Here is an 18,012-nt window from a genome sequence, read left to right on the forward strand (position 1 = left end):
CGGCAAGGCTTGAGTCCTTCAGGGATAGCCTGAATACATTGGAGCAACCCTTGTAGAGGATGCAGCTTTCGTTGTTGAGCACCGAGCCTTGCAGATGGGCGTCGGAGAACGTCATCTCGCCGATCATTATCTGCGTGCTCGAATCTATGGGAAGCTTATTTTTCAGATACACATAACCGGGCGAGTTGACCCGAATCAGGTACTTGTCGAGAATCAGGGCGGATTCTTTCCGGGGCCCCTCTGGCCGGGATGTTCCGCCGTCGAAAACACTAAAAGCCACCTTGTCTTTGGCTGAGGTCGGCAGGGGATACATGATATTGCTGAGGACGCCGCCCCTCGTGTCCGGAACGAATATATCCTTATCCCCGTTTTTCGCTAATCTCCCCAGGATGAGGGAGGCCTCGGCCTTGGGCGCCTTGGCCGGCAGGGATGAGGAAGGGGCGGAAGCGACCGGAGCAGCGGCTGGGGAGGCGCCTTCCGCAGCAGAGAGCGCGGAGTATCCCCCCAATGCCAAGAAAACTGACGCGGCCAACAGGTTTCTGCTGAACCGTTTGTCCGTTTTTTCTTTCAAGGTATGACTCATCTTGATATTCCTTTCCCTAACGGTCAGGTCGTTTTAGGGTTGCTATTCCTGCGCTTGTACCCGTCTGCGCGGTAATGGCGTGCTGAAAATGGGCGCGTTAATTTTCCGGCCAACGGTCTGAAAGTTTTTGCGGGATAGGGATGGGTAGTAAGCGGGTTTCTTCCTGACTGCCATCCAGTGATATCTGAAGCAGCGGAATGTTCATCAAGCAGCTTCCGGCACGCCGCATTAACCGCAGCGGATGGCTGCTGGCCGGGATTTCACAGATTCCGGTCGAGTACGCCGGACAGCCCGATCCTGTTTCTGTCCTGCGCTTTGCGTGGGCTTGGTTATGTCTGGCCGTCAACCCGGGGTCTGATGGGATACTGAATAAGCCTACGACTTAATGGTCGTATTCCTACATACGACCGTATGACACCTCCCTAGAATCACTCCGTTCGCTGCCGTCTATATTCCTTTCGCGGTCGCGTTATTTGTCGGAGGCGTACGCGCGGCATGCTGGGTCGGTCTTGTTCTTCTTCCTTGCGCTATGCCCGAAATGCGTTCTACCTGAGCTGGGTCGACGTCAAGACACGCTATCGCAAGAGCGTGCTCGGCCCCTTGTGGCTTACGCTGGGCAATGCCGTGGCCATCGTCGGTTTCGGCGCGGTCTGGGCTCAGTTGCTCAATCTGCCTCGCTCGGTCTTCGTGCCCTCCCTGACCGTCGGCCTGGTTATCTGGCAGTACGTCGCAGGCGTCATGGCCTCGGCCACCAGCGCCTACACCCTCAATGCCCAGGTCATGCGCAACACGCGCATTCCCGTCTGGTTCTTCGCCCTGCGTACGCATGGCTATCACTTCATCAACTTCGCGCACAACCTCGTGCTGGTGGCGGTGGTATTGCTGTTCTATGGCGCGCGGCCAACGGTTGGCCTGTGGTGGGCCATTCCGGGTTTTCTGCTGCTGATCATGGCCTGTGCCGCGCTCAGCCTGCTGTTGGCCGCTCTGGGCGCGCGCTACCGTGATGTCCGCTATGCGGTCGAGGTCAGCCTGCCCTTGCTGTTCTTCGTCAGCCCGGTGCTCTTCCGTCCTGAAAGCGTGGTGGGCGACTACATCTGGTTCAACCCGGTGTCCTATCTCATCGAAGTGCTGCGCGTGCCGTTGCTCTCCACGCTGGGCGGGCCGCTGCGCCCGCCCGCCATGGTCTACGAGGGCTGTGTGGCGTTGCTGGTCGTCCTGGGGCTTGCGGCACTCCTCATCTACCTGCGCAATCCCCGGCGCATCCTGTTCTGGATCTGACATGGCACATATCCGGCTGGACGGTGTTTCCCTGCGCTATCCGCTGCTGGACATGCAGGCGGCCTTTCTGCGCAACCAGGTGGCCAAATGGCTGTCCTTCGGCCTGTTGCGTCATCGTGCGGGGCTGGTGCGCCAGATCCAGGCGCTCAAAGGGGTCTGCCTGGAGCTCCGCGAAGGCGACCGCGTCGGCCTGGCGGGCCAGAACGGCGCCGGCAAGAGCACCCTGCTGCGCACCATGGCGGGCATCTACCGGCCCCAAGAGGGGCGGGTGGACGTGCAGGGCAGCGTGGCCACCATGCTCGATATCGAAGCCGGCCTCGATCCCGAACTTTCCGGCCGCGAGAACACCATCACGCTGGGTCTGATCATGGGTCTGCCGCTGGCGCAGTGTCGCGCCATCGTGCCCACGGTCGCCGAGTTCAGCGGCCTGGGGTCCTTCTACGACATCCCCACCGGCGCCTATTCCAGCGGCATGCGCATGCGGCTGGTGTTCTCGGTCGCCACGGCCGTCACCCCCGACATCCTGTTGCTGGACGAGTGGTTTTCCACCGGGGATGCGCAATTCCAGCAGAAAAGTCTTTCCCGCCTGAACCAGATGATCGACCAGACCCGCATCACGGTCCTGGCTTCGCACGATCCCGGTCTGCTTCGTCGGTACTGCAACCGGTTCTTTCTTCTGGATCAAGGCAACTTGCAGGAAGTCCACGCTCAAGCGTTTTAGGTTTTCTCCGAGGATTCAAATGAGTCAAGTCAGTTTGCAAGAGTTCATAGAACGTTTTCTGGTCGCCTGCGACTTCATCGATGACGTCGTGGTGACGGGTGATACCCGCTTCGAAGACATGGCCGATTTCGATTCCCTGGCCATGCTGGGGGTCATCATCATGATGGAAACTCAGTTCGACGCCGTCGTCACGGCGGACAAGGTCTTTGCGTTGGGCAGTGTGGCGGCGCTGCATGCCCTGGCGCAAGGAGAGGGCTGATGCCATTGGCCCGTATCGATCACGTCGCCGTTCGCGGCCTGACGACCGTGGTGCCGAACCACCGGGTGGACAATCTCGCGGTGCATCCCGCAGACCTGCGCCAGCGTGAGCGTCTGGTGCGCAACGTCGGCATCCGCTGGAGGCCGTGTTGCGTTGATGGCATGATTTTTTCCGACCTGGCTCAGCACGCGGCCGAAAAGCTCATCGACGGCCTGGGCTGGGAAAAAGACACCATCGACGCGCTCATCCTGGTGACGCAGTCCTCGGAGTTTCCCATCCCGGCCACCGCCATCGTGCTGCAACACCGGCTGGGTCTGTCCGTGACCACGTCGGCCTTTGATATCAACCTGGGCTGCTCGGGCTACACCTACGGTATTTTCAACTGCGCTTCCCTGATCGGCGAGCATCGCTTCCGGCGGGTCATCGTGCTGGTCGGTGATCAGGCCGCCTCCGTCGATGCCAGCGATGTCGGGCGCGATATCTTGTTTGGCGATGCCTGCACTGCCACGGCGCTGGAGTACGACCCCACGGCCAGCCCGATGTACTTCGACGGTTTCTCAGACGGCTCAGGCTATGAGGCCATCATCGTGCCGCATGGCGGCAAGCGTTATCCCCTCAATCCGCAAAGCCAGGATCTGCGCCTGTGTGCCGATGGCGTGTTGCGTCGCATGGATGACGTCTGGCTCGATGGCCCGGCCATCCTCAACTTCTCGACGTCGTGTGCGCCGAAATCGATGCAAGGCCTGATGCGCGAAGTCGGCCTGGAGATGGCCGACGTCGATTACTTCGTGCTGCATCAGGCCAACCGCATGATCAACGAAACCATCCGCATGAAGATGGGCGGCGATCCGGACGGCTGGCCGTCGTCGTTGCAAGAGTATGGCAATACCAGCTCGGCCAGCATCCCGGTGACCATCTCCGCTGCACTCAGCCAGGTGGCCTCCAGCCGCCGTGTGCGCTGGATCTGGTGCGGTTTCGGTATTGGTCTGAGCTGCGGCACCTTGTATCTCGAAACGGCGCCCTTCTTCGCGCCAGAACCCTATCGTCTCGATGAAAAGTATGCCTTCCAGCCACAGCGAATTTGCTGAGCACGCGTACCTCGTCTATGGCAGCGCGCAAGGTCCCGAAATGGAGTTGGCGAGGCGGCTGCTGCGTTTGCGTGCGCAGGTGCATATCGTCTGCCGCCAGCCGCTCGATGCGGACCTTGAGCCGTTGCGTCGGGATCCCGAGCAGATTCTGACGGACGTGCCGTGTCTGCCGGGTTTGCACGGCGTGGTGGTGGCGCCCGGCTCGCCCGGCATCGAGTCAAAACTGCTCGATACGCCCGATGTCGGTCTGTGGGCCCAGGCCTTGCGCGTGAACGCGCTGGAGCCGCTCGGGTTGCTGCGTGCGCTCAGGGCGACGGGCCGGCTGCTGCCGGGTGGCGCGGTAGTGCTGCTCTTGCCGCAAGCGGACCGGGGCATGGCCGCGGCCGCCTCGGCAACCTTGCACCATGCGCTGTTTCACGAGCGACGGGAAATGTCGCCCGAGGGCGTGCGCGTGCATTTCGTGGCCGGGCTGGATATGTCGGCTCCGCCACAGATCATGACAGGCCCGCTTTTGTTCCTCCTGAGTCAGGGCGCGCGCTGGATGAGCGGCAGCCTGCTCACCGCCGATGGCGGCGCGTCTTTGAGAAAGGTGCCGATGCAATGAACGCATGGTTTTCACTCCAGGGGCGGCGTCTGCTGTTCGTGGGCGCAGGCTCCGACATCGCGCGGGCGACTGCCGATGCGGCCGTGGCCCTGGGCGCTGAAGTGATCGGCATCACGCGCGATGGGCAGGCCCTGCGCGACGCCGGCGCGGCCTTCACGGTGCTCGAGGCGGATCTGCTGGCGCCCCAGGGCGTGGCCTCCACGGTCGCCGCCATCACTCAGCCTGTCGATGGCCTGGTCTTTTGTATCGGGCAGGCCCTGCTGACCCCGGCTCATCTGATAGACCTCGCCTGCATCCGCAAGTCGACCGACGTCAACGTCGGCGTCTTCATGGAAATGCTGGCCGTCATGCTGAGGGCCCGCAAGCTCAGCCGGGGCGCCTCGGTAGTGGCCTTGTCCTCGATCAGCGGGCATACGGCGACCGAAGGCGTGGCGCCCTATGCGCTCTCGAAGGCCGCGCTGTCGGCTGCGGTACGCAATCTGGCACTTGATCTGCGCAGGCGCGAAATCCGCGTCAATGCCCTGTCGCCGGCCATGGTACGCACCAAGATGACGGCGGGCGGCCGGGCTTTCGATCTGCAAGCCATGGAGAAGGCGCGCTATCCGATCGGCGTCGCCGAGCCCATGGATGTGGGCAATGCCATCCTGTTCCTGCTGTCGGCCGAGTCAACCCTTTTGAATGGCAATGACATCGTGATGGCGGGCGGAGCCCTCGAAGTATGAAACCGCGTCTTTGCCTGCTGGGCGCCGGAGGGCTGGGCCGCGAGGTGCAGGCCATGCTTGAGGCCCACTACGACATCGCGGGCTATCTGGACACCCGTGAGGACATGCAGGAGCGCCTGGTAGGAGCGGTGCCGGTGCTGGGCACGCCTCAGATGCGGCCTGAGGATGAGACGCTGCTCTTTCTTTGTTCGGTCGGCGACCCGGCGCTCAAGGCCAGCATGGTGGCCGGGGTGAAGACCCACGGCGGTCGTTTTGCTCGGGTGATGCTGGGCACGCTGGGTGCGCGTTCGCACTTCGGTTTGTCCTGTGCCTTGGCCGGGGTACGCATTTCGCCCGATTGTCGCGTTGGTGACTACGTGCACCTGGCAACGGGTGTCATTGTGGGTCATGACACGTGTGTCGAGGATTTCGTCCATGTTGGCGATGGCGCCTTCATCGCGGGCGGCTGCGTGATCCACGCCGGTGCGCTGATCCAGCCTAGGGCCTGTATCGCGCGTGGCCTGACCATCGGCGCGGGCGCCGAGGTCGGCCTGGGTGCAGTGGTGTTGCGCGACGTGCCGCCGGGGGCGGTTGTGCTGGGTAATCCAGCCAGGAGAATCAATTGAAAGAAGCTGTTTTCAACCCCAAATGGTACGTCGACGAGAAGTACGCCGAGCTGGAGCGCACTCACATCTTTAACAAGCTGTGGCTGGCTGCCGGCTTCACCTCGGCGATCAAGTCCGATGGCGATTACTTCATGTTCCGCGTCTACGGTCAGGAGGTCGTGGTCCAGCGTCTGCACGACAAGATCGTCGCCTATCTCAACATCTGTCCGCACCGTGCCGGGGTAGTGGCGCTTGAGCCTAGCGGCAACACCCGTCCGGTGTGCAAATACCACGGCTGGGCCTTTCGCGAAGGCCGTGCCTTGACCGGCATACCGCAGGGCCGGGTCTTCGAGACGCGCGAAGACTTGTTCGACAAATCTTGTGGCCGCAGCCTGAGGCCGGTGGCCGTGCATGTGGTGGGTCCGCTCATCTTCATCAACCTGGATCCCGATCCGCTGCCTTTCGAGGCGCAGTTCAGTGCCGACGTCATTGGCTGGTACGAAAGAATGGGCGCCGTCTCCTCGATGATCCAGCTTGAGTTCAAGGCGGATTTCAACTGGAAGCTCAACGCCGAGAATGTGCGCGATTACCTGCACCTTTTCTACGTGCATACCGGCAGCTTCGCGAAGTTGTTGCCGACGATAGACGGCATTGGCAAGACCGACCGCATCGTTCGGGTACAGGAAACCGAGCACATCGCCTACGACCGCTACTTGGCGGATATCTCGGACGTACGCAACGTGAGCTGGGCAGCCAATACGCCGCAGGATGAAGGCAGCTACTGGTACGACGACAACCTCAAGCGAACCATGCCCGTGGATGGGTTCCTGAACGTCCTCTGCTTCCCCAACACCAATCTGTACTCGGTGTGCGGGCGGTATTACGCCCTGCAGCAATACCTGCCAACCGGTCCCGACTCGTTCGATTATCGACTGAGCATCGCCCTGCCCGAGATGGCCCGCAAATTCGATGCCCGCTCATTGCTCTTGTCGATTGCTCGCTCCGAGCGCTTCGTCATCGATGAAGACTCGGTCATCCTGCGCAAGGTGCAGGCCAATATGGCGGCGATGGCTGAGCAGGATTTCCGCTTTTCCCAGAGCGACCGGGAAATAGAGGTGATGGATTTCATGACTTACCTCGCACAGAACGTCTATCAGGAAACTCCTTTCCAGTAGGAGCTCGTATGCAGATCATTCTTGCTCAACCCTATCTGCCCGGGCTGGTACGCCAGCAGGTGGCCGCCCGGCATCCCGATGCATCGTGGTTCGAACTACCGTCGGCCGACCTGCTCGGCCCGAATCCAAACGATATTGCAAGCCTTGCTCCGGCCAGCCACGACTGCCTGTTGTTTGGCGATGGCATGTTCGCGAATTCGACCCGTATCGCCTTATTCGGGCGTCTGAAGGCCCTGGGCTGCACGATCCATGCCATGGTGTTCGATCATGCCCTGGTGTGCCCTGACGTGCGCATCGGCATCGGTTCGCTGGTCTACCCCCATGCCATCCTGGACGAGGGGGTGTCTTTGGGGTTCAACGTCATCATCGGCCCGGGCGCGGTGATCGAGGCCGGCGTGTCCATCGGCAACCATTGCTTCATCGGGGCCAACTGTGTCATCAAGCGGGGCAGCGTGATCGGCAGCGAGGTCTATCTGACCGACGGCACCATCGTGGGCGGAGTGCATGGCTATCGCGGCGAGACCACCGGGATCACCGTGGGGCGCGGCGCGGCCATCTACGATGCCACGCATGTGCGGCGCGACCTCGTGATCGGCGAGGTGCACGACGGGCAACTGGCGGATCGCGTTCGTGTCATCCGTTAGCCGTCTGCTGGCCGGGCTGTTGCGCCGTCTGGGTGCGGCGCTGTTGCTGGCGGCGCTGTCGCCCCTGCTGGGCGCGCTCGCCCTGTCGGTCTGGTGGACCATGGGGCGACCCGTGCTGTTCCGGCAGTGGCGCGCGGGCTATCGCGGCCGGCCTTTCCAATTGTGCAAGTTCCGCAGCATGCGGGTGGCAGCCTATGACGGTGAGCCGGACGCGTCCAGACTGACCCGTTGGGGGCGGTTCTTGCGGCGCAGCAGCCTTGATGAACTGCCCGGCCTCTGGAATATCGTACGTGGCGAGATGAACTTCATCGGTCCGCGTCCCTTGCCGCTGGATTACCTGCCGCGCTACAGCGCCGAGGAAGCACGCCGGCACCTGGTGCCGCCCGGCATGACGGGCTGGGCCCAGGTCAACGGACGCAACGCCCTGGCCTGGGAGGAGCGCTTGCGCCTGGATTGCTGGTATGTCGATCACGCCGGCTGGCGCGTCGATGCCCGTATTCTCTGGCGCACCTTGCGGGTGGTGTGCAGCGGGCAGGGGGTTGCCGCGCCGGGCCACGAGACCGGCCAGGAACTGCGTCCGCCCCAGGGAGGGCCATCCTCATGAGCTGGCCCATTTACGCATCGGATGAGATCGATGCGGTTCTCGATGTGCTGCGTCGCGGTCAGGGCAATGCCTGGTCCGGTCCGGACGTGGCCGCCTTCGAGGCTGCCTATGCCGCCTATGTCGGGGTGCCCCACGCGGTGGCCCTGAGCAACGGCACGGTGGCGCTGGAGCTGGGGCTCAGGGCGCTGGGCATCGGCCCGGGCGACGAAGTGCTGGTGACGGCGCGCTCATTCATGGCTTCGGCCAGCGCCATCGTGGCGGTGGGCGCGCGGCCGGTATTCGCCGACGTCGATGCAGACAGCCAGAATGTCACCGTATCGACCCTGGAGGCCGTTCGGACAGCCCGGACGCGGGCTGTGGTGCTGGTGCATCTGGCTGGCTGGATGTGCGAGATGGACGGCATTCTGGTCTGGGCTGCCCGGCATGGGCTGAAGGTGCTGGAAGACTGTGCCCAGGCCCACGGGGCCACTTATCAGGGGCGCCCGGCAGGCAGTTTCGGCCATGCTGCGGCATGGTCCTTCTGTCAGGACAAGATCATCTCCACGGGCGGGGAGGGGGGCATGCTCACGACGGCCGATCCCGAAGTGTGGCGTACCGTCTGGATGCTGAAAGACCACGGCAAAAGCCCCGAGCGCATGGCCCTGGCCGAGCCGGGGCCGCATTTCCGATGGGTGCATGAGCGTTTCGGGACCAATGCCAGGATGACGGCGATGCAGGCGGCCATCGGCCGCTTGCAACTGGGCAAATGCACGGCCTGGGTCGCGGGTCGCCAGGCCCGGGCCGAGCGTCTCTTCGATGCCGCCGCGCGCCATCCGGCCCTGCGGGTGCCGCTGCCGCCGGCGCATCTGAGCCACGCCTATTATCGTGCCTATGTTTTCGTGCGGCCCGAGCACCTGCGCCGGGGCTGGACGCGCGACCGCCTGTTGCTGGCCCTGCAGCAGCAGGGGGTGCGTTGTTTCCAGGGAAGCTGTCCCGAGATCTATCGAGAGGCCGCCTTCATGAGAGCGGGCCTGGGACCGGCTCGAACCTTGCCTGTTGCCCGGCAGTTGGGCCTGACCGGCCTGACATTTCCGGTCGATCCGGGACAGGGGGAAAGCGAGCAGCAGGTCCGTCTGAAGGCCCTCGACAGGGTCATGCATCTGGCCTCTCGCTAGGGGGTGGGTCGCCGGGGCCTTAAACCGGTACACTTCGGATGGGTCGCCACTCTTGGCCGGCCGGGCCGTGTGTGGCCGATTCCTATGTGTGCGTGTCCTTGATGCTGCCGTTTTTCGCCTTGCCTACGCCCACCCGCCTAGCGGTGCGCGCGCTCAATTTCATGCTGGGACGAGAGTCCTGGGCACGTGATCGCCTTGCCCGTCATAGCGGCAAGAGCGTGCGCTTTGCATTGGGCGGACTGGGCATGACGCTTACCATCGACAGCGAGGGCTATCTGCAGAGCGCGGATCCGGCCATCGTTCCCGATGTGACTTTGTCTGGTGTGCCGGAACGTCTCAGTCTGGGCCGCCTGCTGCCGGGCGCCGAGCGCGGCGACCTGGCCGAAGTGACGCATATTTCAGGCGATGCCGCCCTGGCGCAGGTGGTGGCTGATCTGGGCCGCGACTTGCGCTGGGATGCCGAAGACGACCTGGCCCGCGTGCTGGGCGATATCCCGGCCATGAAGCTGATCGGCGGTTTGCGCGGGCTTATGCAGGGCGCGCGTCAGGCATCGGGCCGGCTTGCGGGCAATGTGGCCGAATACCTGAGCGAGGAAAGCGGCACCCTGACCGGGCGGCCGGCATTGGCGCAGATGCGCCTGGATCTGGCCGAGCTGGAGCAGCGCACCGAACAGCTGTCGGCGGCAACCCGCGGCTTGCAGGCGCGCCTGGCGGGCCTGCCTGGGGCAGGAGGCCGTCGATGATGACCTTTCTGCGTTTGTTGCGCATTATCTGCGTATCGTTGCGCTACGGGCTGGATGAACTGGTGCTCTCCAGCCTGAAGCATCCGCTGGCCACCTGCCTGCTGCGCGTGATGCGCCTGGGCTTTCGCCCGCGGGCGCCGCGTGGCGAGCGTCTGCGTCTGGCCTTGGAGTCGCTGGGGCCGATTTTCGTGAAATTCGGGCAGGTGCTGTCCACCCGGCGGGACCTGATCCCAGCCGACATTGCCGACGAACTGGCTGCGCTGCAGGACCGTGTGCCGCCTTTCCCCTCGGCGCAGGCGGCGGCATCCATCGAGGCGGCGCTGGGCGCGCCGCCGGCGGAACTATTTGCCCAGTTCGATCGGGATCCGGTCGCGTCGGCCTCGATCGCCCAGGTGCACTTCGCGGTGCTGCATGACGGCCGCGAGGTGGCGGTCAAGGTGCTGCGCCCCGGCATGCGCGAGGTGATCGACAAGGACATGGGCCTGTTGCGCATCGTGGCGCGCATCATCGAGCGACTGGGGCCGGACGGGCGGCGTCTGAAGCCGCGCGAAGTGGTGGCCGAGTTCGACAAATACCTGCACGACGAACTGGACCTGGTGCGCGAGGCCTCCAACTGCAGCCAGTTGCGGCGCAACTTCAGCCCCGAATCGGGGCGCGGCGAGATGCTGATCGTGCCGGAGGTGGTGTGGGAATATACCGCCAGCACCGTGTTCACCATGGAGCGCATGTACGGCGTGCCGGTTGGGCAGATCGATCGGCTGCGCGCCGCTGGCATCGATATCCCGACCCTGGCGCGCAGTGGCGTGGAGATTTTCTTTACCCAGGTGTTCACTGACGGCTTCTTCCATGCCGACATGCACCCGGGCAATATCTATGTTTCCGACAACCCCGCCACGCTGGGCCGCTATATCGCGCTGGATTTCGGCATCGTGGGGTCGCTCTCGGAATTCGACAAGAATTATCTGGCGCAGAACTTCCTGGCCTTTTTCCGTCGCGATTACCGGCGCGTGGCGCAGTTGCATATCGAATCCGGCTGGGTGCCGCCCGATACGCGCGAGGAAGAGCTCGAGGGTGCCGTGCGGGCGGTGTGCGAGCCTTATTTCGACCGTCCCCTGGCTGAAATCTCTCTGGGGCAGGTGCTGTTGCGCTTGTTCCAGACATCGCGTCGTTTCAATGTCGAAATCCAGCCACAGCTGGTGTTGTTGCAGAAGACACTGCTCAACGTGGAGGGGCTGGGCCGTCAGCTGGATCCCAATCTGGATCTCTGGAAGACGGCCAAGCCCTATCTGGAGCGCTGGATGCATCAGCGCGTCGGTCTGGCTGGCCTGAAGCGCAGCCTGGCCAAGGAGGCGGTGCAATGGTCGCAGATGCTGCCGGCCATGCCCCGTCTGATGCACGACTACCTCAGCCGCCCCAATGTTTCTCCCTCGATGCTGGGGGAAATGAAGCGCCTGCGCCGTGCGCAGGAGCAGGGCAACCGGCTGATGGCCGCCTTGACCGCGGTGCTTGCCGTCGGTATCGCGGTCGCCTTGTGGGCCCTGACGCGCTGACCGGCGTGGGGGCTGTCATGTTTTGTTCATCGCACTGTCACGACAGATTCGTGCAAACGGGCGATAACCACTAAACGTTTTTCATAACCAATGGAACCCGCTGGGCGCGCTGCCTTGCGGTCATCCATGCGCTTTTCGAGCGGGAAATCAGAAAGGGCGATTCATGCTTTATCCGGAACTCTTCAAAACCATGGAAGCCGTGCGCTGGAATATGGCGAACGACATTCCCTGGGATGACTTCGATCGCAGCAAGCTGACGGAAGAACAGGCGCTGACGATCAAGATGAACGCCATCACCGAATGGGCCGCCCTGCCTGCCACGGAGATGTTCCTGCGCGACAACCGCGACGACAGCGATTTTTGCGCATTTATGTCGGTCTGGTTCTTCGAGGAGCAGAAGCACTCGCTGGTGCTGATCGAGTACCTGCGCCGCTTCCGTCCGGATCTGGTGCCGACCGAGGAAGAGCTGCACAAGGTGCGCTTCGAGTTCGACAAGGCGCCGGCGCTTGAGACGCTGATGCTGCACTTCTGCGGTGAAATCCGGCTCAACCACTGGTACCGCTGCGCGGCCGACTGGCATACCGAGCCGGTCATCCAGGCTATCTACAAGACCATCGCCAAGGATGAGGCGCGCCATGCCGGGGCCTATCTTCAGTACATGCGGCGCGCCCTGCACAATCAGGGCGACGCGGTGAGCACGGATGCCCGCAATGCCTTTGCCAAGATCGGCGTGCTGATGGCCTCGGCCAGCCGCAGTGCCCAGGCCATGCATCCGACCAACCTGCATGTGAACAAGGCGCTCTTTCCCAACGACACGGTGCAGTCGCGCCTGCCCGAGCCGGGGTGGCTGGAGCACTGGCTGGATACCCAGATCCGTTTCGGCCCGGATTGGGAGCAACGCGTGGTGACGCGCATCCTGCATATTCTGTCCAAGCTGCTGGATAGCCCCTTCGAGAACGTCAAGGATCTGAATCGCTATCGCAAGGCCCTGCTGGGCCGTCTGGCGCCGCAGCCTGAGCGGACCGAGTCGGGGATTCTGCTGAGCGTGTAGCGCCGCTAAGCCGGGCGGGCCGCTACAATCGCGCCATGTCACACGCCCGCTTCGAATCCAAGATCTTCACCCGCGACGACCTGGTGGCTGCCGTAGCCGCCGGGCGCTTCGCCCGCCCGCTGGTGTTCACCAACGGGGTGTTCGACCTGCTGCATCGCGGCCATGTCACTTATCTGGACGAGGCGGCGCAGCTGGGCGCGACCCTGATCGTGGCCGTCAATACCGACGCGTCGGTACGCCGGCTGGGCAAGGGTGATGATCGTCCGCTCAATACGGAACAGGACCGCGCTGCCTTGCTGGCCTCGCTGCAATGCGTCGCCGCCGTGACGACCTTCGGCGAAGACACGCCCGAGGCGCTGATCGCGCAGTTAAGGCCGGACCTGATCGTCAAAGGAGGGGACTACGATATGGAAACCCTGCCCGAGACGGCGCTGGTGCGCAGCTGGGGTGGTGATGCCGTGGCGATCCCGTTTCAGTTCGAGCGCTCCACTACCAAGCTGTTGCGCAAGATACGCGGCGCTTGAGACGCCTTAGCGCGGCAGCCGCAACAGCCTGTTGATGGCCTCCAGGTCGGCATCGCTCAGGGTGCCGCTGGTGGCCTTCAGGCGCAGCCCGTCAAGCAGCGCCTGATAGCGGGCCTGGGCCAGGTCGCGTTGCGTGGCGTACAGCTGTTGCTGCGCGTTGAGCACGTCCAGATTGATCCGTACGCCAAGTTCGTAGCCGGTCTGGTTGGCGCTGACAGCGTCGCGGCTGGACTTCTCGCCGGCTTCCAGCGCCCTGACCCGGGCCAGGCCAGTGATCACGCCGTTGTAGTACTCGCGCGAGGCGCGCAGGGCTTCGCGCCTGGCGGTTTCGTAGTCCTGGCGCGATTTCTGTTCGAGCTGGACTTTCTCGGTGACTTGCGAAGAAATGCCGCCGCCCGCATACAGCGGGATGGAGAGCGTCACGCCCACGGAGTTGTCGATCGGTCGCCCGGCGCCGTCGCCGCGCAGCCGGCTATCGGAGGCGCTGCCACTGGAGGCCTGCAGGTTCACGGTGGGATAGTGGCGTCCGCGGGCGATTTCGATGTCGCGTCCGGCAATGCGCGTCTGCAGTTGGGCACGCAGCACATCCAGCGAGGCTTGCTGGGCCTGTTCGCTCCAATCGGCCAGACGGGCCGGCTGGGGGGCCGGAAGGGTCACGCCAGGGGGCAGTTCGGCCAGTGCGCCGGGCACAGAGCCGATGATCTTGGCCAGCAGCTCACGTTGCGATTGCACGGCATTCTGCAGGCGCAGTTCTTCGGCCACCACCAGATCGTAGCGTGCCTGGGCCTCGTAGGTGTCGGTGATGGTGGCGGTGCCGAGTTCGAATTTGCGTTTGGCGGCGGCCAGCTGTTCGGCGACGGCGGCTTTTTCGGTCTCGGTGGCGGCAAGCGCATCCTGAGCGCGCAGGATGCCGAAATAGGCGTCAGCCACACGCAGCACCAGATCCTGCTGGGACTGACGCAACTGCACCTCGGCATCGGCCACGATCAGCTTGGATTGTTCGAACCGTTGCCAGCGCGACCAGTCGAACAGCGGCTGGGTCAGTTTCAGGTCCCAGGTTGCACGGCTGCCGCTATGGTCGTAGGCCAGTCCGCGCGTGCTGCGGGCTTCGTCGTAGCGGCCGCCGGCCTCGCCGGTCAGCAGCGGCAGCAGATCGGCGCGAGCCTGTGGCAGTTTTTCGGTCTGGGCCCGGTAGGCCGCGCGCGAGGCGGCGTAGACCGGGTCATTGGCAAGCGCATCGCGCCAGACCTGCATGAGATCTTGCGCATGCGCCGCCGGCGCGGCCGCTGCGGCGCAGAACAGAAACAGTACTGCCGCAACGGACCGCGCGGGCATCGTTCAGAATTTGAACTGGGAGACGCTCACGCCACGCAGGGGCTTGATGACGGTCTCGAAGAGTTCGACCGTCTCGAAGCTGGCGGCCGTGGTGCGCGTGATGCGACAGGCCGTCATGAGGGGCGCTTCGCCGACCACGACGACCAGACGGCCGCCTACGCGAAGCTGGTATTTGAGCGCATCGGGCACGACCGGCACCGAACCCGTCACCAGAATGGCGTCGTATTCGGTCGAGCCCCAGCCATTGCGGCCGTCGCCCGTCTCGATCTTGACGTCGCTGACATTGTTGAGCTGCAGGTTCTGCTGGGCGAAAGCCACCAGGCGGCTGTCGATCTCAACGCTGGTCACTTGCTGGGCCAGATGGGCCAGCAGGGCGGCCTGGTAGCCCGAGCCGGTGCCGATCTCGAGCACGCAGTCGGTGGGCTGCAATTGCAGTTCCTGGGCCAGGCGGGCTTCCATCTTGGGCGACAGCATGTTCTGGCGCGTATCGACGGCGTTGATTTCCAACGGGATTTCCAGGTCGGAGAAGGCCAGGGCGCGCATGGCTGGCGGCACGAATTGTTCACGCCGCACGGCGAACAGCGCGTCCAGGACGCGCGTGTCCAGGACATTCCAGGGGCGGATCTGTTGCTCCACCATGTTGAAACGGGCTTGCTCTACGTCGGGCAGGGTTGAAGCGTTCATGTCGACAGAAGGGAAAAGACAATTAAGCTAACGAGGGCATTGTACTGGTACTGGCAGACTGCGCCAGCGGCTTCACCACCAGGCATGGAAGTGGTGCAGCGGGCCATGGCCCTTGCCGGCCTGAAGGCGGTCGGCGTGGCGCAGCGCCTCGGTCAGGTAGTGTTTGGCACGGCGAGCCGCTTCGGGCACGTCGCCGGTCTGCGGGATCAGGGCGGCCAGGGCCGCCGACAGCGTGCAACCGGTGCCGTGGTTGTTGGTCGTGGCAATGCGCCGGCCGGGCAGCTCCAGCATGCGGTCGCCGTCATGCAGCAGATCGATGGTTTCCTCGCCCGGCAGGTGGCCGCCCTTGAGCAGTACCCAGCGGTGGCCATCATAGGCCATTCTTTCGCGCAGTTTTTCGGCGACCCGGCGCATTTCCTTGAGGGTCTCGACCGGACGTGCGTCCAGCAGGACGCCGGCTTCGGGCAGATTCGGCGTGAGCACGGTCACCTGCGGCAGCAGCGCCTCACGCAGCATGCCGATGGCGCCACGCTCGAGCAGCAGCTCGCCGCTGGATGACACCATGACCGGGTCCAGGACGATGTGAGAGGGACGCCAGCGCGCCAGCTTCTCGCCTACGACCTGGATGACAGGCTGCTGCCCCAGCATGCCGATCTTGACGGCGGCAATGGGTACGTCTTCGAACAGCGTGTCGATCTGCCGGCCCACGAAGGCGGGGTCGACCGGAAGCACGCCCGTCACGCCCTGGGTGTTCTGGGCGGTCAGCGCGGCGGCCACGCCGCAACCGTAGGCGCCCAGCGCGCCGATGGCCTTGATGTCGGCCAGCATGCCGGCCCCGCCGGAAGGATCCAGCCCGGCAATGCTGAGCACATTCGGGATGGGACGTTCGGCGTTCTGGCTCATTTCGCGGTGATCAGGCCTTCGGTGGGCGAGGACGGCGCGCCGCTGTACAGCTTGCGCGGCATGCGGCCGGCACGGAAGGCTTCGCGGCCGGCTTCCACGCCTTTTTTCATGGCGCTGGCCATCAGGATGGGGTCGCCGGCTGCGGCGATGGCGGTGTTCATGAGCACCGCGTCGCAGCCCAGCTCCATGGCGACAGTGGCGTCCGATGCCGTGCCGACGCCGGCATCGACGATGACCGGCACCTTGGTCTGATCGATGATCAGGCGCAGGTTCCAGGGATTCAGGATGCCCATGCCCGAGCCGATCAGGGAGGCGAGCGGCATGATGGCCGACACGCCGATATCTTCGAGCATGCGGCACTGGATGGGGTCGTCGGTGCAGTAGACCAGCACCTTGAAACCGTCGTCGATCAGGGTCTTGGCGGCCTTGAGCGTTTCCGGCATGTTGGGAAAGAGGTTGGTGGGATCTCCCAGCACCTCCAGTTTGACCAGGTCATGGCCGTCGAGCAGTTCGCGCGCCAGGCGCAGCGTGCGCACGGCATCGTCGGCCGTGTAGCAGCCGGCGGTGTTGGGCAGCAGCGTGAAGCGCGACGGCGGCACGTAGTCCAGCAGGCTGGGTTCGCCCGGGTTCTGGCCGATGTTCGTGCGGCGGATGGCGACCGTCACGATGTCGGCGCCGCTGGCGTCCAGCGCAGCGCGGGTCTGTTCAAAGTCTTTGTATTTGCCGGTGCCGACCAGGAGCCGCGATTGGTAGCTGCGGCCGGCAATGGTGAGAAGGTCTTGTGAGCTCATAGCGATGCGTGGCTGGGCGGCGGGCAGGGCCCGGCGCATAGAAAAAGGGCTGGTGGATGTGGCAATGATAAAGCACGAGCGGCGCGGCAGCCGGCTTTGCCCCTGGCTGAGGGCGGGTCATCGGGAGGCGTGGCGCACCTGGTCGATGGCCTCGCATAGCGCGGCGGTGGCGTCGATCAGCCGGGGGCCTGGCCGGTAGAGGGCGTCGGCCGGCAGGCCATAGACATGGCCGGCGCGGGCTGCCGGCAGGCCGCTGGCCTGCCAGTCGGCTTGCAGCCGGCGCGTCTCGGCCTCGTCGGCCACGCCGGCGATCACGGCCTGCGGGGCGGCGGCCAGCACGCTTTCCAGGCTGACCGACGGCGCCAGCAGGGGGGCGTCGCCGAACACGCTGACGGCGCCGCACAGGCGCAGCGCGTCGGCCAGGATGCTGTCGTTGTTGATGGTGTAGAGCGGTTGGCTGCCCGTTTGCATGAACACCCGCAACACCGGCAGGCCGCTGTAGCGCTGGCGCAGTTGCGCCAGTTGCGCGCGCAGACGCGCGGCGGCGGCGTCGGCGCTGGCGCGGGTGTCAAAGAGTTTTCCGAAGCGTTCGATCGCCTCCGGGATGTCGTCCAGGCGGCGGGGGTCGCTGTAGAACACCGGGATGCCCCATTGGCTGCTCAGCCGGTTCCAGGCGTCGTTGCCCGGCTGCCAGGCGATCAGCAGGTCGGGCCGCAGCGACAGCAGCGTTTCCGGGTCGGGCCGCAGGGCGTCGCCGGCGCTGGGCAGCGTTTTTGCCGCCGGGGGGTAGTCGCTGCCTCGCGTGACGCCGGCCAGATGCCCGCCGGCGCCCGCCGCGTAGATCAGTTCGGTGGCGTGCGGGCTGAGGCTGACGGCCCGGCGGGCCGGCCCGGCCAGACTGACGCTGCGGCCGGCGTCATCGTCCAGGACGAGGGGCCGGGCGCCCGCCGGCAGGCTGGCCAGCAGGCACAGCGCCAGCCAACGACGCAGGCGGGAGGGGCGCGGGAACATGGCG

General features: G+C 64.5%; 22 protein-coding genes. 16 read left to right on the top strand and 6 right to left on the bottom strand.

The window, feature by feature from the left end; translation table 11 throughout:
* On the bottom strand, nucleotides 1-583 hold a 583-nt coding region (locus A7V84_RS13090; RefSeq protein ID WP_204246500.1), incomplete at its 3' end, for a hypothetical protein.
* Between the two features lie 197 nt (nucleotides 584-780).
* On the opposite strand from A7V84_RS13090, the gene A7V84_RS21505 reads away from it, so the two are divergent.
* From A7V84_RS21505 to rfaE2, 16 genes are all read left to right on the top strand, one after another.
* Nucleotides 781-969, top strand: a complete 189-nt coding sequence (locus A7V84_RS21505) for a hypothetical protein (protein WP_127070906.1) — start codon at nucleotides 781-783, stop codon at nucleotides 967-969.
* Between the two features lie 109 nt (nucleotides 970-1,078).
* Nucleotides 1,079-1,861, top strand: a complete 783-nt coding sequence (locus tag A7V84_RS13095; protein WP_052125753.1) for an ABC transporter permease — start codon at nucleotides 1,079-1,081, stop codon at nucleotides 1,859-1,861.
* 1 nt (nucleotide 1,862) lies between these two features.
* On the top strand, nucleotides 1,863-2,582 hold the full coding sequence (locus tag A7V84_RS13100; RefSeq protein ID WP_025515347.1) for an ABC transporter ATP-binding protein: 720 nt from the start codon (nucleotides 1,863-1,865) through the stop codon (nucleotides 2,580-2,582).
* 19 nt (nucleotides 2,583-2,601) lie between these two features.
* Nucleotides 2,602-2,841, top strand: coding sequence for a phosphopantetheine-binding protein (locus A7V84_RS13105; RefSeq protein WP_063491606.1), 240 nt, complete (start codon nucleotides 2,602-2,604; stop codon nucleotides 2,839-2,841).
* Nucleotides 2,841-3,929, top strand: coding sequence for a ketoacyl-ACP synthase III (locus A7V84_RS13110; RefSeq protein ID WP_025515350.1), 1,089 nt, complete (start codon nucleotides 2,841-2,843; stop codon nucleotides 3,927-3,929). Before A7V84_RS13105 ends, A7V84_RS13110 begins: the two co-directional genes overlap by 1 nt.
* Nucleotides 3,901-4,533 carry a hypothetical protein gene (locus A7V84_RS13115; protein ID WP_063491605.1) on the top strand — a complete coding sequence of 211 codons (633 nt, stop codon included), beginning with the start codon at nucleotides 3,901-3,903 and terminating at the stop codon, nucleotides 4,531-4,533. Before A7V84_RS13110 ends, A7V84_RS13115 begins: the two co-directional genes overlap by 29 nt.
* Nucleotides 4,530-5,255 (top strand): SDR family NAD(P)-dependent oxidoreductase, encoded by a 726-nt coding sequence (locus A7V84_RS13120; protein WP_025515353.1) that lies wholly within the window; start codon nucleotides 4,530-4,532, stop codon nucleotides 5,253-5,255. The genes A7V84_RS13115 and A7V84_RS13120 overlap by 4 nt, the downstream gene beginning before the upstream one ends.
* Entirely contained in the window at nucleotides 5,252-5,860 is a 609-nt protein-coding gene (locus A7V84_RS13125) for a PglD-related sugar-binding protein (RefSeq protein WP_025515354.1), read from the top strand. Before A7V84_RS13120 ends, A7V84_RS13125 begins: the two co-directional genes overlap by 4 nt.
* On the top strand, nucleotides 5,857-7,014 hold the full coding sequence (locus A7V84_RS13130; RefSeq protein ID WP_025515355.1) for an aromatic ring-hydroxylating oxygenase subunit alpha: 1,158 nt from the start codon (nucleotides 5,857-5,859) through the stop codon (nucleotides 7,012-7,014). Before A7V84_RS13125 ends, A7V84_RS13130 begins: the two co-directional genes overlap by 4 nt.
* 8 nt (nucleotides 7,015-7,022) lie before the next feature.
* Nucleotides 7,023-7,658, top strand: a complete 636-nt coding sequence (locus A7V84_RS13135) for a DapH/DapD/GlmU-related protein (RefSeq protein WP_025515356.1) — start codon at nucleotides 7,023-7,025, stop codon at nucleotides 7,656-7,658.
* On the top strand, nucleotides 7,645-8,262 hold the full coding sequence (locus tag A7V84_RS13140; RefSeq protein ID WP_231886776.1) for a sugar transferase: 618 nt from the start codon (nucleotides 7,645-7,647) through the stop codon (nucleotides 8,260-8,262). Before A7V84_RS13135 ends, A7V84_RS13140 begins: the two co-directional genes overlap by 14 nt.
* Nucleotides 8,259-9,416: a DegT/DnrJ/EryC1/StrS aminotransferase family protein gene (locus A7V84_RS13145; RefSeq protein WP_063491604.1), complete on the top strand. Its 1,158-nt coding sequence runs from the start codon at nucleotides 8,259-8,261 to the stop codon at nucleotides 9,414-9,416. The genes A7V84_RS13140 and A7V84_RS13145 overlap by 4 nt, the downstream gene beginning before the upstream one ends.
* 101 nt (nucleotides 9,417-9,517) lie before the next feature.
* Complete coding sequence (locus A7V84_RS13150) at nucleotides 9,518-10,159, top strand: ubiquinone biosynthesis accessory factor UbiJ (RefSeq protein ID WP_025515361.1); 642 nt, start codon at nucleotides 9,518-9,520, stop codon at nucleotides 10,157-10,159.
* Nucleotides 10,156-11,709, top strand: a complete 1,554-nt coding sequence (gene ubiB / locus A7V84_RS13155; RefSeq protein WP_063491603.1) for a ubiquinone biosynthesis regulatory protein kinase UbiB — start codon at nucleotides 10,156-10,158, stop codon at nucleotides 11,707-11,709. Before A7V84_RS13150 ends, ubiB begins: the two co-directional genes overlap by 4 nt.
* Before the next feature lie 163 nt (nucleotides 11,710-11,872).
* Nucleotides 11,873-12,760: a ferritin family protein gene (locus tag A7V84_RS13160; protein WP_025515365.1), complete on the top strand. Its 888-nt coding sequence runs from the start codon at nucleotides 11,873-11,875 to the stop codon at nucleotides 12,758-12,760.
* Between the two features lie 35 nt (nucleotides 12,761-12,795).
* Nucleotides 12,796-13,284, top strand: coding sequence for a D-glycero-beta-D-manno-heptose 1-phosphate adenylyltransferase (gene rfaE2 / locus A7V84_RS13165; RefSeq protein WP_025515367.1), 489 nt, complete (start codon nucleotides 12,796-12,798; stop codon nucleotides 13,282-13,284).
* Nucleotides 13,285-13,290: 6 nt separating this feature from the next.
* Here the strand turns inward: rfaE2 and A7V84_RS13170 are convergent, their stop codons facing one another.
* The 5 genes from A7V84_RS13170 to A7V84_RS13190 form a co-directional block, all read right to left on the bottom strand.
* Entirely contained in the window at nucleotides 13,291-14,619 is a 1,329-nt protein-coding gene (locus tag A7V84_RS13170) for a TolC family outer membrane protein (protein ID WP_033534960.1), read from the bottom strand.
* A gap of 3 nt (nucleotides 14,620-14,622) precedes the next feature.
* On the bottom strand, nucleotides 14,623-15,303 hold the full coding sequence (locus tag A7V84_RS13175; RefSeq protein ID WP_025515370.1) for a protein-L-isoaspartate O-methyltransferase family protein: 681 nt from the start codon (nucleotides 15,301-15,303) through the stop codon (nucleotides 14,623-14,625).
* 72 nt (nucleotides 15,304-15,375) lie between these two features.
* Complete coding sequence (thiD, locus tag A7V84_RS13180) at nucleotides 15,376-16,206, bottom strand: bifunctional hydroxymethylpyrimidine kinase/phosphomethylpyrimidine kinase (protein ID WP_025515372.1); 831 nt, start codon at nucleotides 16,204-16,206, stop codon at nucleotides 15,376-15,378.
* The gene (locus tag A7V84_RS13185) at nucleotides 16,203-16,997 is read right to left on the bottom strand and encodes a thiazole synthase (protein WP_025515374.1); all 795 of its coding nucleotides are present in this window, start codon (nucleotides 16,995-16,997) and stop codon (nucleotides 16,203-16,205) included. Before A7V84_RS13185 ends, thiD begins: the two co-directional genes overlap by 4 nt.
* A 117-nt stretch (nucleotides 16,998-17,114) precedes the next feature.
* Nucleotides 17,115-18,008, bottom strand: coding sequence for a helical backbone metal receptor (locus A7V84_RS13190; RefSeq protein WP_063491602.1), 894 nt, complete (start codon nucleotides 18,006-18,008; stop codon nucleotides 17,115-17,117).
* Between the last annotated feature and the right edge of the window lie 4 nt (nucleotides 18,009-18,012).

It is taken from the genome of Bordetella trematum (assembly GCF_900078335.1).
Lineage (GTDB): Bacteria > Pseudomonadota > Gammaproteobacteria > Burkholderiales > Burkholderiaceae_B > Bordetella > Bordetella trematum.

Excerpts from the sequence above, each read along its gene's own strand:
- A7V84_RS13115 (WP_063491605.1), top strand. The coding sequence starts at position 3,901 with ATGCCTTCCAGCCACAGCGAATTTGCTGAGCACGCGTACCTCGTCTAT.
- A7V84_RS13185 (WP_025515374.1), bottom strand. The coding sequence starts at position 16,997 with ATGAGCTCACAAGACCTTCTCACCATTGCCGGCCGCAGCTACCAATCG.
- A7V84_RS13145 (WP_063491604.1), top strand. The coding sequence starts at position 8,259 with ATGAGCTGGCCCATTTACGCATCGGATGAGATCGATGCGGTTCTCGAT.
- A7V84_RS13110 (WP_025515350.1), top strand. The coding sequence starts at position 2,841 with ATGCCATTGGCCCGTATCGATCACGTCGCCGTTCGCGGCCTGACGACC.
- A7V84_RS13105 (WP_063491606.1), top strand. The coding sequence starts at position 2,602 with ATGAGTCAAGTCAGTTTGCAAGAGTTCATAGAACGTTTTCTGGTCGCC.
- A7V84_RS13190 (WP_063491602.1), bottom strand. The coding sequence starts at position 18,008 with ATGTTCCCGCGCCCCTCCCGCCTGCGTCGTTGGCTGGCGCTGTGCCTG.
- rfaE2 (WP_025515367.1), top strand. The coding sequence starts at position 12,796 with ATGTCACACGCCCGCTTCGAATCCAAGATCTTCACCCGCGACGACCTG.
- A7V84_RS13160 (WP_025515365.1), top strand. The coding sequence starts at position 11,873 with ATGCTTTATCCGGAACTCTTCAAAACCATGGAAGCCGTGCGCTGGAAT.
- ubiB (WP_063491603.1), top strand. The coding sequence starts at position 10,156 with ATGATGACCTTTCTGCGTTTGTTGCGCATTATCTGCGTATCGTTGCGC.
- A7V84_RS13135 (WP_025515356.1), top strand. The coding sequence starts at position 7,023 with ATGCAGATCATTCTTGCTCAACCCTATCTGCCCGGGCTGGTACGCCAG.
- thiD (WP_025515372.1), bottom strand. The coding sequence starts at position 16,206 with ATGAGCCAGAACGCCGAACGTCCCATCCCGAATGTGCTCAGCATTGCC.
- A7V84_RS13170 (WP_033534960.1), bottom strand. The coding sequence starts at position 14,619 with ATGCCCGCGCGGTCCGTTGCGGCAGTACTGTTTCTGTTCTGCGCCGCA.
- A7V84_RS13150 (WP_025515361.1), top strand. The coding sequence starts at position 9,518 with ATGCTGCCGTTTTTCGCCTTGCCTACGCCCACCCGCCTAGCGGTGCGC.
- A7V84_RS13120 (WP_025515353.1), top strand. The coding sequence starts at position 4,530 with ATGAACGCATGGTTTTCACTCCAGGGGCGGCGTCTGCTGTTCGTGGGC.
- A7V84_RS13095 (WP_052125753.1), top strand. The coding sequence starts at position 1,079 with ATGCTGGGTCGGTCTTGTTCTTCTTCCTTGCGCTATGCCCGAAATGCG.
- A7V84_RS13100 (WP_025515347.1), top strand. The coding sequence starts at position 1,863 with ATGGCACATATCCGGCTGGACGGTGTTTCCCTGCGCTATCCGCTGCTG.
- A7V84_RS13125 (WP_025515354.1), top strand. The coding sequence starts at position 5,252 with ATGAAACCGCGTCTTTGCCTGCTGGGCGCCGGAGGGCTGGGCCGCGAG.
- A7V84_RS21505 (WP_127070906.1), top strand. The coding sequence starts at position 781 with ATGTTCATCAAGCAGCTTCCGGCACGCCGCATTAACCGCAGCGGATGG.
- A7V84_RS13175 (WP_025515370.1), bottom strand. The coding sequence starts at position 15,303 with ATGAACGCTTCAACCCTGCCCGACGTAGAGCAAGCCCGTTTCAACATG.